The 13261-nt window shown below is 72.4% G+C and carries 14 protein-coding genes; 7 read left to right on the top strand and 7 right to left on the bottom strand.

Annotation, left to right across the window (positions count from 1 at the left end; translation table 11 throughout):
- The first annotated feature begins 21 nt into the window (after positions 1–21).
- Complete coding sequence (locus ACSP50_RS31105) at positions 22–465, top strand: hypothetical protein (RefSeq protein WP_014693278.1); 444 nt, start codon at positions 22–24, stop codon at positions 463–465.
- Positions 466–564: 99 nt separating this feature from the next.
- Here ACSP50_RS31105 and ACSP50_RS31100 read toward each other — a convergent pair whose 3' ends face one another.
- Positions 565–1155, bottom strand: coding sequence for a hypothetical protein (locus tag ACSP50_RS31100; protein ID WP_014693277.1), 591 nt, complete (start codon positions 1153–1155; stop codon positions 565–567).
- A gap of 92 nt (positions 1156–1247) precedes the next feature.
- Here ACSP50_RS31100 and ACSP50_RS31095 point away from each other — a divergent pair, with 92 nt between their 5' ends.
- Positions 1248–1814 (top strand): MarR family winged helix-turn-helix transcriptional regulator, encoded by a 567-nt coding sequence (locus tag ACSP50_RS31095; RefSeq protein ID WP_157432811.1) that lies wholly within the window; start codon positions 1248–1250, stop codon positions 1812–1814.
- Between the two features lie 90 nt (positions 1815–1904).
- Here ACSP50_RS31095 and ACSP50_RS31090 read toward each other — a convergent pair whose 3' ends face one another.
- Entirely contained in the window at positions 1905–2660 is a 756-nt protein-coding gene (locus tag ACSP50_RS31090) for a DJ-1/PfpI family protein (protein ID WP_014693275.1), read from the bottom strand.
- 90 nt (positions 2661–2750) lie between these two features.
- On the bottom strand, positions 2751–3737 hold the full coding sequence (locus ACSP50_RS31085; RefSeq protein WP_014693274.1) for a GlxA family transcriptional regulator: 987 nt from the start codon (positions 3735–3737) through the stop codon (positions 2751–2753).
- Between the two features lie 84 nt (positions 3738–3821).
- On the opposite strand from ACSP50_RS31085, the gene ACSP50_RS31080 reads away from it, so the two are divergent.
- The 5 genes from ACSP50_RS31080 (at position 3822) to ACSP50_RS31060 (ending at position 8538) form a co-directional block, all read left to right on the top strand.
- Positions 3822–4931: a hypothetical protein gene (locus ACSP50_RS31080; RefSeq protein WP_014693273.1), complete on the top strand. Its 1110-nt coding sequence runs from the start codon at positions 3822–3824 to the stop codon at positions 4929–4931.
- Between the two features lie 10 nt (positions 4932–4941).
- Positions 4942–5886 (top strand): hypothetical protein, encoded by a 945-nt coding sequence (locus ACSP50_RS43595; protein ID WP_014693272.1) that lies wholly within the window; start codon positions 4942–4944, stop codon positions 5884–5886.
- Positions 5887–5967: 81 nt separating this feature from the next.
- Positions 5968–6918: a ScpA family protein gene (locus tag ACSP50_RS31070; protein ID WP_014693271.1), complete on the top strand. Its 951-nt coding sequence runs from the start codon at positions 5968–5970 to the stop codon at positions 6916–6918.
- Positions 6915–7805 carry an SMC-Scp complex subunit ScpB gene (gene scpB / locus ACSP50_RS31065; protein WP_014693270.1) on the top strand — a complete coding sequence of 297 codons (891 nt, stop codon included), beginning with the start codon at positions 6915–6917 and terminating at the stop codon, positions 7803–7805. Before ACSP50_RS31070 ends, scpB begins: the two co-directional genes overlap by 4 nt.
- Positions 7774–8538 carry a pseudouridine synthase gene (locus ACSP50_RS31060; RefSeq protein WP_014693269.1) on the top strand — a complete coding sequence of 255 codons (765 nt, stop codon included), beginning with the start codon at positions 7774–7776 and terminating at the stop codon, positions 8536–8538. Before scpB ends, ACSP50_RS31060 begins: the two co-directional genes overlap by 32 nt.
- Positions 8539–8580: 42 nt before the next feature.
- Here the strand turns inward: ACSP50_RS31060 and ACSP50_RS31055 are convergent, their stop codons facing one another.
- The 4 genes from ACSP50_RS31055 to ACSP50_RS31040 all read right to left on the bottom strand — a co-directional run bounded on the left by ACSP50_RS31055 (position 8581) and on the right by ACSP50_RS31040 (position 13151).
- Positions 8581–9081: a permease-like cell division protein FtsX gene (locus ACSP50_RS31055; protein ID WP_155123689.1), complete on the bottom strand. Its 501-nt coding sequence runs from the start codon at positions 9079–9081 to the stop codon at positions 8581–8583.
- 23 nt (positions 9082–9104) lie between these two features.
- The gene (locus ACSP50_RS31050; protein WP_014693267.1) at positions 9105–9899 is read right to left on the bottom strand and encodes an alpha/beta fold hydrolase; all 795 of its coding nucleotides are present in this window, start codon (positions 9897–9899) and stop codon (positions 9105–9107) included.
- A 62-nt stretch (positions 9900–9961) separates the two neighbouring features.
- Positions 9962–11791: a metallophosphoesterase family protein gene (locus ACSP50_RS31045; RefSeq protein ID WP_014693266.1), complete on the bottom strand. Its 1830-nt coding sequence runs from the start codon at positions 11789–11791 to the stop codon at positions 9962–9964.
- A gap of 10 nt (positions 11792–11801) precedes the next feature.
- Entirely contained in the window at positions 11802–13151 is a 1350-nt protein-coding gene (locus ACSP50_RS31040) for an acyl-CoA synthetase (RefSeq protein ID WP_014693265.1), read from the bottom strand.
- Positions 13152–13261 lie beyond the last annotated feature (110 nt).

The raw sequence follows: 13261 nt of genomic DNA, 5'->3' as shown, positions 1-13261 counted from the left end.
TGGTGGGATGGGACGGTGGGGATGGGCAGAGCCAAGCGGATCTGGTTCCGGCTGCTGAAGCACACGATCAACCGCCCGGCGATCGCCACGGTCCACCGCGGCTGGGGCCCGCTGTCGGTCGTCCAGCACGTCGGCCGCCGCACCGGCACCCGCTACGAGACCCCGCTGCTCCTGGTCCGGCGCGGCCCGGATTTCATCGCCGAACTCACCTACGGCCCGGACGTCGCCTGGCTGCGCAACGCCGAGGCGGCCGGCGGCTGCACGGTCCTGCACCGCGGCGCCGCCTACCGCATCGTCGGCATCGACGACTTCCCGGCCGGTGCCGGTGTTCGCGCTTTCGGGGTTCCCGCCGGGCTCGTCCTGCGGCTGACCCGCCGCCGGCACTTCCGGATCCTCCGTGGGGTCCGCGGGCACGCGCCATGGGCGGACCCCGGTGCCGGCCCGGCCGGCAAACGGTGGCCTTGATCGATGCCGGCGGGGACGCTCCGGTGTCGTCAGCCCTCGGCGCGACGGGTGCGCTCCGGTGTTGTCAGCCCTCGGCGCGACGGGTGCGCTCCGGTGTTGTCAGCCGTCGGCGCGACGGGTGCCGACCAGCCACGCCGACAGCCAGGACACCCCGATGGCCAGCACGAACAGGGACACGTCGAGAACCTGTTCCGGCACGAAGGCGCGCAGTGCCACCGGCACCGACCCCAGGGCGTAGAGCGCCAGTGCGCCTCGGGGCGGGATCGCGGTGGACGCCAGGGTGATGGCGAAGCCCACCGATCCCAGCAGGAACAGGATGGACGCGACGGTCAGCGCCACGCCCAGCGGGCCGGCGCGCAGATCCGCTATCTGATCCGTGCTCAGCCGGGAGAACACCAGGTTGATGACGAACTCGACGCCGACGAGCGCGGCCAGCGCGACGTAGTTCACCGCGAAGGTGAGCCGGCCGAGCCGGCCGATCCGCCCCTCGCAGATCAGGTAGAGGGCGGTGATCAGGGCCAGGGCGAAGACCTCGGCCAACGGTGCGAGCAACTGCGTCACCGCGGACGTCGGAACGAGGTGCGCGCGCTTGGCCGCGTTGACCACGAGCACGGTGGCGCCGAGCAGACCGGCGACGCCGGCGAGGCGCTGCAGGGAACGGGACAGCCGCACGGGTGCGGTGGTGACCACGGTGTGTCTCCTCCGGGTGGTAGAGCATCAGTCGCTGCAGTCTCGCACTAGTTACTGCGAAAACGCAATACTTGATTGGTATGCTGCTCCCCATGCCGGGCCCCAAGAACGTTCTCGTCGACATCTGGCTGCTCTCCTCGGTGGCCACCGCACTCGTCGCCGAGGAGCTCGCCGACAGCCCGTTGTCCGTGGACGAGTTCGCGCTGTACGGCCTGGTCAGCGACCTCGGTCCGGTGACCGCCACCCAGCTGTCCCAGTGGACCGGCATGTCGCCCACCACGCTGTCGGCCATGCTGCGCCGCTGCCAGGCGCGCGGTGAGCTGGCCCGCACGCCCAATGCCGCCGACCGGCGCAGCACGCTGGTGGAACTGACGGAGCAGGGACGCGCGGTGTACGGCGCGGCCCTCCCGGCGCTGGCCGTCGCGCAGCAACGGCTCGCCGAGCACCTCGACCTGCCGGACGACGATGCCCGGGCCACCCTCCAGCGGGTGGACGCGGCCACCCGCGCGGCGTTGAGGCTGCCGCCCCGGCCCTATCGCGTCAGCGCGCCGCCGGTCACCGGTGGCCTGCCGGCCGGCACCGCCGGGTTGACGGCCGACCAGGAGGCCGAGGTGCGGGCCTTCGCGGCCTGGCTGCGCTACCGCGACGCGGCGGGGTGACGGCTGCCGCGGCTTTCGCACCCGTGACCGCGGTGGACGGCTGGGCTGCCGCGGCTTTCGCACCCGTGGCCGCGGTGGTCGGCGGGGTGGTCACCGCCGGTTGCGGCCGCGGTCAAGGTCGCCGCGGCGGTTCTCCGCGGTGCGGCGGGTGCGCCGGAGGGCCTGCTGCCAGGCGACCGTGGCGACCGCCCGGAACGCGCCGGGTGACATCGCGATGCGGCGGCCCAGGCGGTCGGCGCGGTCGAAGATCTCCGGGCGGGCCTTGGACGGGTGGCCGGCGTCGAACGGTGGCCGCGGGTCGTACTCGATGAAGAGCTGCACCGTCTCGGCGTGGTCGCGGCCGGCGATCTCGCCGGTCAGCCACAGCGCCAGGTCCAGCCCGGCCGACACCCCGGCCGCGGTGAGGATCCTGCCGGACCGGACCACGCGGTCGTCGCGGCGGGCGGCGGCGCCGAAGGACTTCAGCGCGTCCTGGGCGATCCAGTGCGTCGTCGCCGGGTGGCCCCGCAGGATCCCGGCGGCGGCCAGGATCAGTGCGCCCGAGCAGACCGACGTGGTCCACGTCGTCGTCTCGTGGACCCGCCGCAGCCAATCGGTGAGCTGCCGGTCGACCATCGCCGTCGCGGTGTTCGGCCCGGAGCCGGGCACCAGCACCAGGTCGGGCCGCGGCGTCTCGTCGTAGCCGTGGGTGATCCCGAGGACCAGCACCCCGCTGTCGGTGACCACCGGCCCGGGCTCCGCCCCGACGAAGCGCACCTCGCTGTCCGGCAGGAACCGGAGGATCTCGTAGGGCCCGATGGCGTCCAGGGCGGTCATCCCCGGGTAGAGCACGATGGCGATCTGCATGCCGCGATGCTGTGTCGCGCCACCACCCGCACGCCCGCCCGGGCGGGGGGAAGGTCCGGATTCGTGGGCAGCCGGGCCGGATCCCTGTGATCATCCCGGGGAGGGGAGGTCCGCGAGGGGCCGTAGCCGGGCGGGTCGCCGGGTCCGGTACCGGGACGGGGGCATCCCGTAGCGGTCGAGGAACGCCTGCCGCAGCGACTCGGTCGACCCGAAACCGCACCGCCGGGCGACGGCGGCCATCGGCAGCCCGGTCGACCCGAGCAGATGGGCGGCCGCCTCGGTCCGCGCCCGTCGCACGTATTGCGCCGGGGTCAGCTGCACGTAGGCCTGGAACAGCCGGGTCAGATGCCGCTCGCTCACCCCGAACCGCCGGGCCAGCGCCCCGCTGCTCAGGTCGTCGGTGAGATGCCCGGCGACGTGGTCGGTGGCCCGGCGGCACACGAAGTCGTCGGCCCCGCGCCGGGCCAGGAACATGCTGATCTGCGCCTGCCCACCGGGCCGCTGCAGGTAGGCGACCGTCCCCAGGGCCACCCCGCGCGCGATCGTCGGCCCGTGGTCCTCCTCGATGAAGGCGAGGGTGAGGTCGAGCGCGCTGGTCACCCCGCCGGAGGTCGCCACCCGCCCGTCGCGGATCCACACCGGCTCGGCGTCGACCAGGACGTCCGGGTATCGGGCGGCCAGCTCCGCCGCGTACCGCCAATGGGTCGTCGCTCTTCGTCCGGTGAGCAGCCCGGCGGCGGCGAGCACGGTGGAGCCGGTGCAGACCGAGGCGATGCGGCGGGCGAGGGGCGCCAACCGGCGGACGTGTCCGACGACGATCGGGCTGGCCGCCGCCTGCTCGTGCCCGTTGCCGCCGGTGACCAGCAGGGTGTCGAGCGGTTCGTTGATCCGTTCGAGCTCGGCACCGGCGTCGAGGCGCAGCCCGGAGTCGCAGGCGACCGGACGGCCGCCCGGCGTGGCCAGCACGGTGCGGTAGGGCGGGTCGGCGCCGATCCGGTTCGCGATGGCGAGCGCCGAGGTGACGCAGGCGATGTCGAGCAGCTCCGACCCGTCATAGGCGACCACCAGGAAGAGCATGGCGGCCAGTGTAGGGCGCACCGAACAGTTGACCGTTTCGGAAGCTCCTGAGCGAAAAGCCGGTTTCCGGTAGCGTCCGATGACGTGGTGACGACCCTGTGCTTCCGTTGCGGGGGTGACGTCGCGGTGGAGCGGCAGTGGTGCGGTTACTGCGCCGCGCCGGTCGTCTCGGCCGCGCCGCCGACGCCCACCGCGCCCCCGGCGCCCGTTCCGGATCACCACCATCCGGGTGTACGCCGGAGAGGCCCCGCCCCGCTCATCGCGCTCCTGCTGCTGCTCGCCGTGGGTGTGATGGCGATCGCGGTGACCCGCCGGGTCGCCGACGATCCGCGGAGCGTCGCCGCGCGCTACTTCGACGCCCTGGCCGACGGGGACGCCACCGCCGCCCTGCGCCTGGTGGCCGGCTCCGTCGACCTCGACACCTCGCAGTACCCGCTGCTCAGCGACACCGCCCTGAAGGCCCGCGCGCACCGCCCCCGCGACGCGGAGGTCCGCGCGACGACCGACGCCGGCACCCAGTTCGGCGCCCCGGCCCGGATCGTCCAGGTCGACTATCGCGCCGACGACCGGGCGATCACCGAGAACGTCCTGGCGGTCCAGGAGAACCACCGCTGGCGGTTGCGGTTGCCGTTCGTCCGGCTCGCCGTGGCCGGGCAGCGCGGCCGGCAGGTGACCGTGAACGGGGTCGGGCTCGGCGCCGCCGGCCGGGTGACCGTGGCCTTCCCCGGCGCCTACGAGGCGGTCGCCGCCCCGGACACGCTGTTCGGCGAGAGCCGGGCGACCGGATTCGTGCAGAACGGTGGGTTCGACTACGTCGCACCGCTGCAGTTCGGGGTGCCGGAGCTGGTCGACGGCGCTCTCGACGACATCCGTGGGCAGGTGCGCGCCGGGCTGGACCGCTGCGCGGCGAGCACCGCCGCGCAGCCGCCCGGCTGCCCGTTCGGGCTGAACGTACCGGGTACCGGCGTCGCGGTGCGCTGGACGATCACCGCGTATCCGCAGGCCGAGGTGTTCGTCGACGGTGGCTTTCTGGCCGGGTCGGGGGTGCGGATCACCGGCTGGGGACAGGTGCACTGGATCGCCGGCTACACCGACCCGGCCGGGCGGAAGCGGTCTGCGAACGCCGACCTGCGCTTCCCGCTGGCCGGAGCCGCCCAGGCGACACCGACCGGCATCCAGGTGACGCTGATCTGATGGAGGACCGATGAGCATCTCCACGCTGGGGCCGGGCAACGGCGACGTCGCCTACCGGATGCAGAGCCTGCGGCACGGCCCGGCCGAGCCGGTGCTGGACCGTGGTGTACCGGCCGGGACGCTGCTGCGGCTCTGGCTGTGGGCGGCCGTGCCCGCACTGATCGTCGGGGCGGTCTTCGGCTTCCTGGCGCTGGTGCTCTTCGCGGTCTCCGGGCCCGGCCTGAGCGACGGGACCACGCCCGGCGACGGGATGCTGTCGGCCGGCTCGATGCTCGGCTTCATCGTGTTCTGGACGGTGCTGCTGGCGGTCCGGATCGACGAGCCGGTGGGGGAGTGGACCACCCTGCTGGAGGAGCGCTGGCAGGGTGCGGACTCGGCGTACGCGGCGATCTACGCGACCCTGCGGCGGCGCGGGATCCCGGTGGAGGTCGACGCCGTACGGCTGCGCAGTGATCTGCTGCCGCCGGAGGTGGTCGACAACCGCCTGCTGATCGCGGACCGCGACTACCGCATCGCGGTCTCGATCTTCCCGTACGGAAGCGGGCTCAGCGTGGGCTGGACGATGTGGCGCGGGCGGCGCGGGGCGACGGTGCTCGGGAACTTCCTGCGGGACGTCGGTGCCGGCATGGTCGGGCAGGGTGTGCGGGCCGAGGATCTGCTGCGCGGGGAGCGGGTGCGGGCGTTGCGGGAGGCGGTGCACGCGGCGGTCCGGGAGGGCGCCGAGGTGGCCGCGCAGGGTCTCGTGGTGCCGATCGGGCCGGCGTTCGGGGCGGAGGTGCCGATCCTGGATCTGCGTACGTCGGTGCCGGCTTTCCCCGCCTTCGCCGCGCCGCCGGCCCCACCGGCCACGGCCCCACCGGCCACGGCCCCACCGGCCACTGCCCCGGCCCCGGCCGCGGTGCCGCCGGCCCCGGCGGTGGTGGAGTCGGACGAGCCCGGGCCGCCGGTGAGCTGATGACATCGGTCGTTCGGGCAGCAACCCGCGTGACCCGGTGACGTTGATCTGATCGTGAGCCCGGAGCACGTTGTCACAGGCATGGTCTACGGTCGGCACGTGCTTGAAGAGCCCGCCCCGCCGGCACCGGATGCCGCCGTCCCCGACTCCGGCGGCTTCACCGTGCGGCTGCACAACTTCGAGGGCCCCTTCGACCTGCTGCTGCAGCTGATCGGCAAGCACAAGCTGGATGTCACCGAGGTGGCCCTGCACCAGGTCACCGACGAGTTCATCGCGTACATCCGCGGCATGGGCGACGACTGGGATCTCGACGAGACGAGCGAGTTCCTGCTGGTCGCCGCCACCCTGCTCGATCTGAAGGCGGCCCGTCTGCTGCCCTCGGCCGAGGTGGAGGACGAGGAGGACCTGGCCCTGCTGGAGGCCCGCGACCTGCTCTTCGCCCGCCTCCTGCAGTACAAGGCGTACAAGGAGGCCGCCGCGCACCTGGCCGAGCTGGAGGCGACCGGCGCGCGCCGCTGGCCGCGCCTGGTCACCCTGGAGGAGCGGTATGCGCAGGCGCTGCCGGACCTGGTCCTCGGGATCGGCCCGCAGCGGCTGTTCAAGCTGGCGCTCAAGCAGTTCACCCCGAAACCGGGGCCGCCGCAGGTCTCGATCGCGCACATCCACCAGGTCCGGGTCAGTGTCCGGGAGCACGCCGAGCTGCTGCGCGACCGGTTGCGCCGGGCCGGTCTGGCCAGTTTCAGCCTGCTCGTCGCCGACTGTGAGAGCACCCTGGAGGTGGTCGCCCGGTTCCTCGCGCTGCTGGAGCTCTATCGGCAGAATCTGATCGATTTCGAGCAGCCGGTGTCGCTGGACGAGCTGACCGTTCGCTGGATCGGCGGTGACCGCGAGGCGGAGCTCACCGTCGACGACTACGAGGGCAGCCCGGAGAAGATCACCGACAAGCCGGACCGTTCGGGGGACCCGGGCGCCGACCGGCTTGACGCGGTCGCCCCGGGCAGTGATCTTGGGGCCGTGGAGGAGAGTCAGTGAGCGACGAGCAGTCCGAGTCCCTGGCCGCGCAGATGGGCGCGTGGGTGCCCCCGTGGGAGCGCCGCCGCGACGAGCCCGACCGTGAGTTCCAGGACGCGGTGGACGCGCCGCAGGACATCCCGGGACAGGAGCCGGAGCCGACGGAGATCGAGGTCGAGCCGGAGATCCCCGTGCCCGACCCGATCGAGGAGGCCCCCGAGCCGCGGGAGCCGGCCACCCCGGTCGACGACCCCGGCGCCTACCTGGCCGGGTTCCAGGACGCCGCGGCCGCTGTCGCGGAGATCACCCCGGTCGTGGTGCCGGCTCAGGCCGCCGCCCCGGAGGCCGTCGAGCGCTCGCTCGACGACGCCGAGCTGACCGCCGCGCTGGAGGCCATCCTGCTGGTCGTCGACGAGCCGACCAGCGAGCTGAAGCTGGCCGAGGTGACCGAGCAGCCGGTGGAGCGGGTCACCCGCCTGCTCGACGACGTCTCGGCGCGCTACACCGCGGCCGGTCACGGTTTCGATCTGCGCCGCGCGGCCGGCGGCTGGCGGCTGTACACCCGTCCGGAGTACGCGGCGTACGTCGAGCGCTTCGTCCTCGACGGCCAGTCCGTCCGGCTCACCCAGGCCGCGCTGGAGACACTCGCCGTGGTCGCCTACAAGCAGCCGGTGACCAGGTCGCGCATCTCGGCCATCCGCGGTGTGAACTGTGACGGCGTCATGCGTACGCTGGTCACTCGCGGCCTGATCGAGGAAGTCGGCACCGAGCCGGAAACCGGGGCATACCTGTACCGGACCACCAGCCTCTTCCTGGAGAAGCTCGGCCTCAACTCGGTCGATCAGCTGCCGCCGCTCGCCCCGTTCCTGCCCGACGATGTGGAAGAAGTACTTGATGCCTCAGGCTGACACCGCCGAACGCCTCCAGAAAGTCCTGGCGGCGGCCGGTGTTGGATCCCGGCGCGCCTGCGAAGACCTGATCTTCCGGCGGCGCGTCACGGTCAACGGCCGGGTCGCCAAACTCGGCGACAAGGTCGATCCGGCCACTGCCGAGATCTACGTCGACGGGCAGCGGGTGATCACCAACACCAAGCTGGTCTACGTCGCGCTGAACAAGCCGCGGGGCGTGGTCTCCAGCCTCGACGACGACAAGGGCCGCACCGAGCTCGCCGACTTCCTCGACGACAACTTCGAGCAGCGGCTGTTCCACGTCGGCCGGCTCGACGCCGACTCGGAGGGGCTGTTGCTGCTCACCAACGACGGCGGGCTGGCCCACAAGCTGATGCACCCGTCGTACGGCGTCTCCAAGACCTATCTCGCCGAGGTGGTCGGCCCGCTGCCGCGCACCGTCGGCCGGGCCCTGCAGGCCGGCGTGATGCTGGAGGACGGTCCGGCGAAGGTGGACGCGTTCCGCCTGGTCGACGCCGTCGGCAAGACCGCGCAGGTGGAGATCACCCTGCACGAGGGCCGCAAGCACATCGTGCGGCGGATGATGGACGAGGTGGGTCACCCGGTGACCCGGCTGATCCGCACCGCGGTCGGCCCGATCCGGCTCGGTGACCTGCGCCCCGGCGGTTTCCGCCACCTGTCGAACGCCGAGGTCGCCGCCCTGTTCAAGGCCGTCGGCGACGACGAGGCCTGATCGTCCGGGCGCCGGCCGGGCTGAGCCGGCGCCCGCACGCGGTCAGCAGCCGATCTCGGCGCCCGGCTTGTCCTTGGACAGCGCGGTCATCACCACCAGGACCCGGTTCACCCCGGTGTTCTCCTTCAGCGGCGTCACCGGCGCGCAGTCGAACTCGCGGCCGGTGGTGGCCACCCGGTACGACTCGGGCAGGTTCTGCTCGGTCACGTAGTCGGGCAGCGGCTGCCCGGCCCGGGCGTAGGTGTCCTTCATCTCGGCGTACGCCTCGGCCCGGTTCTGCAGGTGCACGTCGCCCTTGGTCGGCAGCTTCTTCAGCGCCGCCTGGACCGCGTCCTTCTGCTGCTGGGTCGCGGTCTCCTTGAGGAACACCGAGACGTTGAACTCCCGCTGCGGCTGCGCCCGCCAGCCCGCCAGGTAGAGCCCGCCGAAGGTCGCCCCGGCGCCGACCACCAGCGCGATCAGGGCCGGCAGCAGCCGGCCGGGACCCCGCTTCGGCTCGACCCGCGGCATGAACTCCGGTGACTGATCAGTAACTTCGCTCACGATCGCAGGACGATACCCGGTCGTCACTGGTCCAGGAAGGTCTTCAGCGCGGCGTTGAACGCCTCCGGCTGCTCGAGGTTCGGCAGGTGGCCGGCGTTGTCGACGACGGTCAGTGCGGACGCGGGGATCAGCCGGTGCAGTGACTCGGCGTCGGCGACCGGGGTGAACTCGTCGTCGCGTCCGACCACGATCAGTGTCGGCACCTCGACCCGGGTGAGCAGCTCGGTGTAGTCGCGGCGTTCGGCCCGGCCGCGCAGGGCCGCGGCGGCGCCCTCCGGAGCGGTGTTCAGCATCATGGCGTACACGTGCCGGGCGACCTCCGGCATGGCCGCGACGTTGTAGGCGGCCATCATCCTGGGCAGGTTCTCGGCGGCGTAGCCGCCCATCCCCTCGGCCAGCAGCCGGTCGGCGACCCGGTTGCGGTGCGCGTGTCCCTCCGGCGTCTCGCCCTGGGCGAAGGTGTCGGCCAGCACCAGCCCGGCGATCCGGTCGGCGAACAGCCGGTGGCACTCCATCACGATCTGGCCGCCCATCGACAGGCCGCCCAGCACCACCTCGTCGAGCCCCAGGTGGTCGACGAGGGCGAAGGTGTCCCGGGCGAACATCTCCAGGGTGGTCTTTCCCGGCACCACCGTGCTGCCGCCGTAGCCGCGCAGGTCGGCGGCGACCACCCGGTAGCCGATCGCGGTCAGCGCGGCGACCTGCGGCCACCACATCGACCGGTCGAACGGGTGGCCGTGCACCAGCACGACGGCCGGGCCGTCACCGTAGTCGTCGTAGCTGACCGTGATCCCGTTGACGTCCGCCGAGCTTGTCATGGCCACACGGTAGGAAGGCGGCTGTCGATTGTGAAGATCCAATAGCGTCGTGGTGGCACGCGCTACCCCGCGGTCCGCTCCAGGGTGATCCGGTCGATCTCGGTGTGCGCCTGGCCGGAGCCGGGCAGCGCGTCGGCGAGGGTCCGCACGGTGAGCGTGGTGCGTCCGCCGGCGAGCCGGGGCGGCACCACGTCGACGGCGATGAACGCGTACCCGTCGTAGCGGACCTGCGACCAGTCCACCGACTCGGGCACCCGGACGCCCTTGGTCGCCTTGCCGTTGTGCTCGGCCCAGAAGTAGCTGTTGGCGACCGTGGACGACGTGTTCTCCCGCCCGTTGGCCCGGTGCCCGCGATACCGCTGGCCCTCGGGCAGCTTCTGCTCGCCCTTCGGGACGACCCCCGGCGGCGCGGGTGCCGGGGCACCCGGCGCCGGACGGAACGGATAGCGGGGGCGGCCACCGGAGCCGACGCAGACGTACGTCGTCCCGTCCTTCTCCGGATGCACCGTCGCGCCGTCCGGCGCCGCCCTGGTCCGCCGGCCGTGTCTGATCGGGTCGGTCCGCTCGAACAGGTGGTTGTGTCCCTGCACGGCCAGATCCACCCGGTACCGGGTGAACAGCGGCTCGATCGCGGCCCGCACCCCGCCGTCGGAGGCGTGGTTGTGCGCTGTGGAGAACGCGCAGTGGTGGAAGAACGCGACGATGAAGTCCACCCCGGAGCCGGCCGCCCGCCAGCGCTTGAGCGTGTCCTTGAGCCAGGCCACCTGCGCGCCGCCGGAGTAACCGGTGTTCGACTGCAGCTCCCAGGACAGCTCGTTGGCGTCCAGCGAGATCAGCCCGACGTTGCCGTACACGAAGCGGTACACCGACGGGCAGCCCCGCGGTCCGGTCGCCGGGAAGTCCAGGCGTTGCACGTGACCGCCGTACCCGTGGGTCGGGCTGTCACCGAGAACGGCGGTGTTGCCGTACACCGGTTCCATGTCGTGGTTGCCGGTGGCGAACATCCACGGTGTGTACGCCGCCTGCGGCTCGATCTGGTTCAGGAACACGTCCCAGACGTTCGGGTTGAACAGGTTCCTCCCGGCCGGCGCCTTCCCGGTCAGCGCCGTGGTGTCGTCGGCCGGCAGCCCGGTCCCGGACGTGTTGGCGTAGCAGATGTCCCCGGCCAGCAGCGTGAACGCGGGTCGCTGGGTGTCCATCAACCGGGTGATGGTGGCGGCCGGCGTCCGGTCGGTCCCGTACTTCCCGGCAATCGGATCGTTCGGCCCGTACGCGTTGTCGTCGAAGATCCCGGCCGGCCAGACCCGCGCCGGATCCCGGGGCGCGGTGTTCGTGCCGACGTCGGCGAACGCGGTGAAGGTGAACGGCTCGGCGGCGGCCGGCGCGGTGGTGAAATGGGCGTCGCCGGTCACCGTCCCGTCCGAGAGCCGCACCCGGTAGTGGTAGACCGTGTTCGGCTTCAGCCCGGTGATCCGGGCCTTGGCGTAGAACTGGCTGGCGACCGGCCCGCCCGGGATCGCGTACTGCCCGACCAGATGGGTGACCGCCGCCTCGACCCGGGTGCCGTAGTTGCCGGGCGCGTCGCCGACGTCGACGTACGCCCGCAAGGCGGCCGGAAGTGATCCGGTGCTGCTGACCAGCTGCGCGGTGACCGCCATCGCGTCCAGCGGTATGTCACCGGCCCCCGGGACGAAGGACAGATGCCGCCCGGAGACCACCACACCGGCGCCGCCGGTGGTGCCACCCGCCGCCGCGAAGGCCTGCCGGGCCAGCCGGAACTGGCTGCCCACGCCGGCCGCGACCGCGGTCAGCAACAGCGACCGGCGGGTCACCGCGCGGCGGGCGAGAAGCTGGTCGTTCCATGCGCTGAACTCGTCGACCGTGAACGTCACACGCCGTACGCTAATCCGTTTTGAGACGTTTTTTCTGGATCTTTCCCATCGCGTTGCGGGGCAGCTCCGGCACCAGGTGCACCGTTCGAGGCCGTTTGTGCGCGGCCAGCCGCTCCGCCACCCAGGCGATCAGCTCCACCGGGGCGACCGGGTCGGCGACCACGAACGCGGTCACCTGCTCACCCAGATCGGGGTGCGGCGTGCCCACCACGGCCGCCTCGTGCACCGCCGGGTGCAGCAGCAACGCGTCCTCGACCTCGCCGGCGCCGATCCGGTAGCCGCCACTCTTGATCAGGTCGGTGGAGGCGCGGCCGACGATCCGGTGCCAGCCGTCCGGGCCGATCGTGGCGACATCACCGGTGGGGAACCAGCCGTCGACCAGCTCGGCCGGGCGGACGCCGGCACCGCGCAGATAGCCGTCCAGCAGGGTGGGACCGCACACCTGCAGGTGGCCGATGCTGACACCGTCGTCGGGCAGCGGGGTGCCGGTCTCGTCGACCAGGCGGGTGTGGACGCCGTCCAGCGGGATGCCCACCTGCCCGGCCCGGCGGTCGCCGTCGGCCCGGGCGCTGACCGTGATCAGGGTTTCGGTCATGCCGTAACGCTCGACCGGGGACTGGCCGGTCAGCTCGTGCAGGGCCTCGAAGACCGGGACGGGCAGCGGGGCGCTGCCGGAAACCAGCAGGCGGGCCTTGGCCAGGGCGCGGGCCCGGTCCGGGGCGGCGGCGATCCGGGACCAGACGGTGGGGACGCCGAAATACATGGTGCCGGGAGTGCCGGCGTACGCCTCGGGCGTGGGTTTCCCGGTGTGGCGCAGTCTCGCGCCGATCCGTAGCGGGCCGAGGACGCCCAGGACGAGGCCGTGGACGTGGTAGAGCGGGAGGCCGTGGACGAGGACGTCGTCCGCGGTCCACTGCCAGGCGGTGGCCAGGGCGTCCAGGTCGGCGGCGATCGCCCGGCGGGAGATCACCACGCCTTTGGGGGCGCCGGTGGTGCCGCTCGTGTAGAGGACGAGGGCGGGGGTGTTCGGGCCGGGTTCCGCCGGCGTCTCATCCGATTTTTCGCTCAGGTCGTACGTGATGAGGTCGGCACCGGAGTCGCTGAGGATGTGGGCCCGCTCCAGCTCACCGGCGTCCGGTGGAATCGGGACGATCGGCACGCCGGCCAGCAATGCCGCGGTGACCGTGACGATCGTCGACAGATACGGAGTGGCTTCGACCGCGACCATCCGACGGCCGGCGATCCTGGCCGCCAGGGCGTTGGCCATCGCGAGCAGCTCGTGCCGGCTGACCGACCGGTCCACGGTGGTGACGAAGCCGGGAACGTCCGTGTCCCGCAACAGCGCGGTGAGCAGAGGCATGGGTGGATCATGCCAGGGGATATCCGGTTGCCGCCGCGCTCGGGGTCGGCAAAACTGTCCCGCATGACGTACTGACGAATCTCCCCGGTTTCCTTTTCTCGCCTCTTCTT

This window comes from Actinoplanes sp. SE50/110, assembly GCF_900119315.1.
In the GTDB taxonomy this organism is placed as follows: Bacteria; Actinomycetota; Actinomycetes; order Mycobacteriales; family Micromonosporaceae; genus Actinoplanes.
This window is presented reverse-complemented; position numbering and strand designations above follow the sequence as displayed.

What these genes read in the sequence shown, in the direction of transcription:
- ACSP50_RS31105 (WP_014693278.1), top strand. Translation starts at nt 22, where the DNA reads ATGGGCAGAGCCAAGCGGATCTGGTTCCGGCTGCTGAAGCACACGATC.
- ACSP50_RS31095 (WP_157432811.1), top strand. Translation starts at nt 1,248, where the DNA reads ATGCCGGGCCCCAAGAACGTTCTCGTCGACATCTGGCTGCTCTCCTCG.
- ACSP50_RS31090 (WP_014693275.1), bottom strand. Translation starts at nt 2,660, where the DNA reads ATGCAGATCGCCATCGTGCTCTACCCGGGGATGACCGCCCTGGACGCC.
- ACSP50_RS31085 (WP_014693274.1), bottom strand. Translation starts at nt 3,737, where the DNA reads ATGCTCTTCCTGGTGGTCGCCTATGACGGGTCGGAGCTGCTCGACATC.
- ACSP50_RS43595 (WP_014693272.1), top strand. Translation starts at nt 4,942, where the DNA reads ATGAGCATCTCCACGCTGGGGCCGGGCAACGGCGACGTCGCCTACCGG.
- ACSP50_RS31070 (WP_014693271.1), top strand. Translation starts at nt 5,968, where the DNA reads ATGGTCTACGGTCGGCACGTGCTTGAAGAGCCCGCCCCGCCGGCACCG.
- ACSP50_RS31060 (WP_014693269.1), top strand. Translation starts at nt 7,774, where the DNA reads ATGTGGAAGAAGTACTTGATGCCTCAGGCTGACACCGCCGAACGCCTC.
- ACSP50_RS31050 (WP_014693267.1), bottom strand. Translation starts at nt 9,899, where the DNA reads ATGACAAGCTCGGCGGACGTCAACGGGATCACGGTCAGCTACGACGAC.
- ACSP50_RS31040 (WP_014693265.1), bottom strand. Translation starts at nt 13,151, where the DNA reads ATGCCTCTGCTCACCGCGCTGTTGCGGGACACGGACGTTCCCGGCTTC.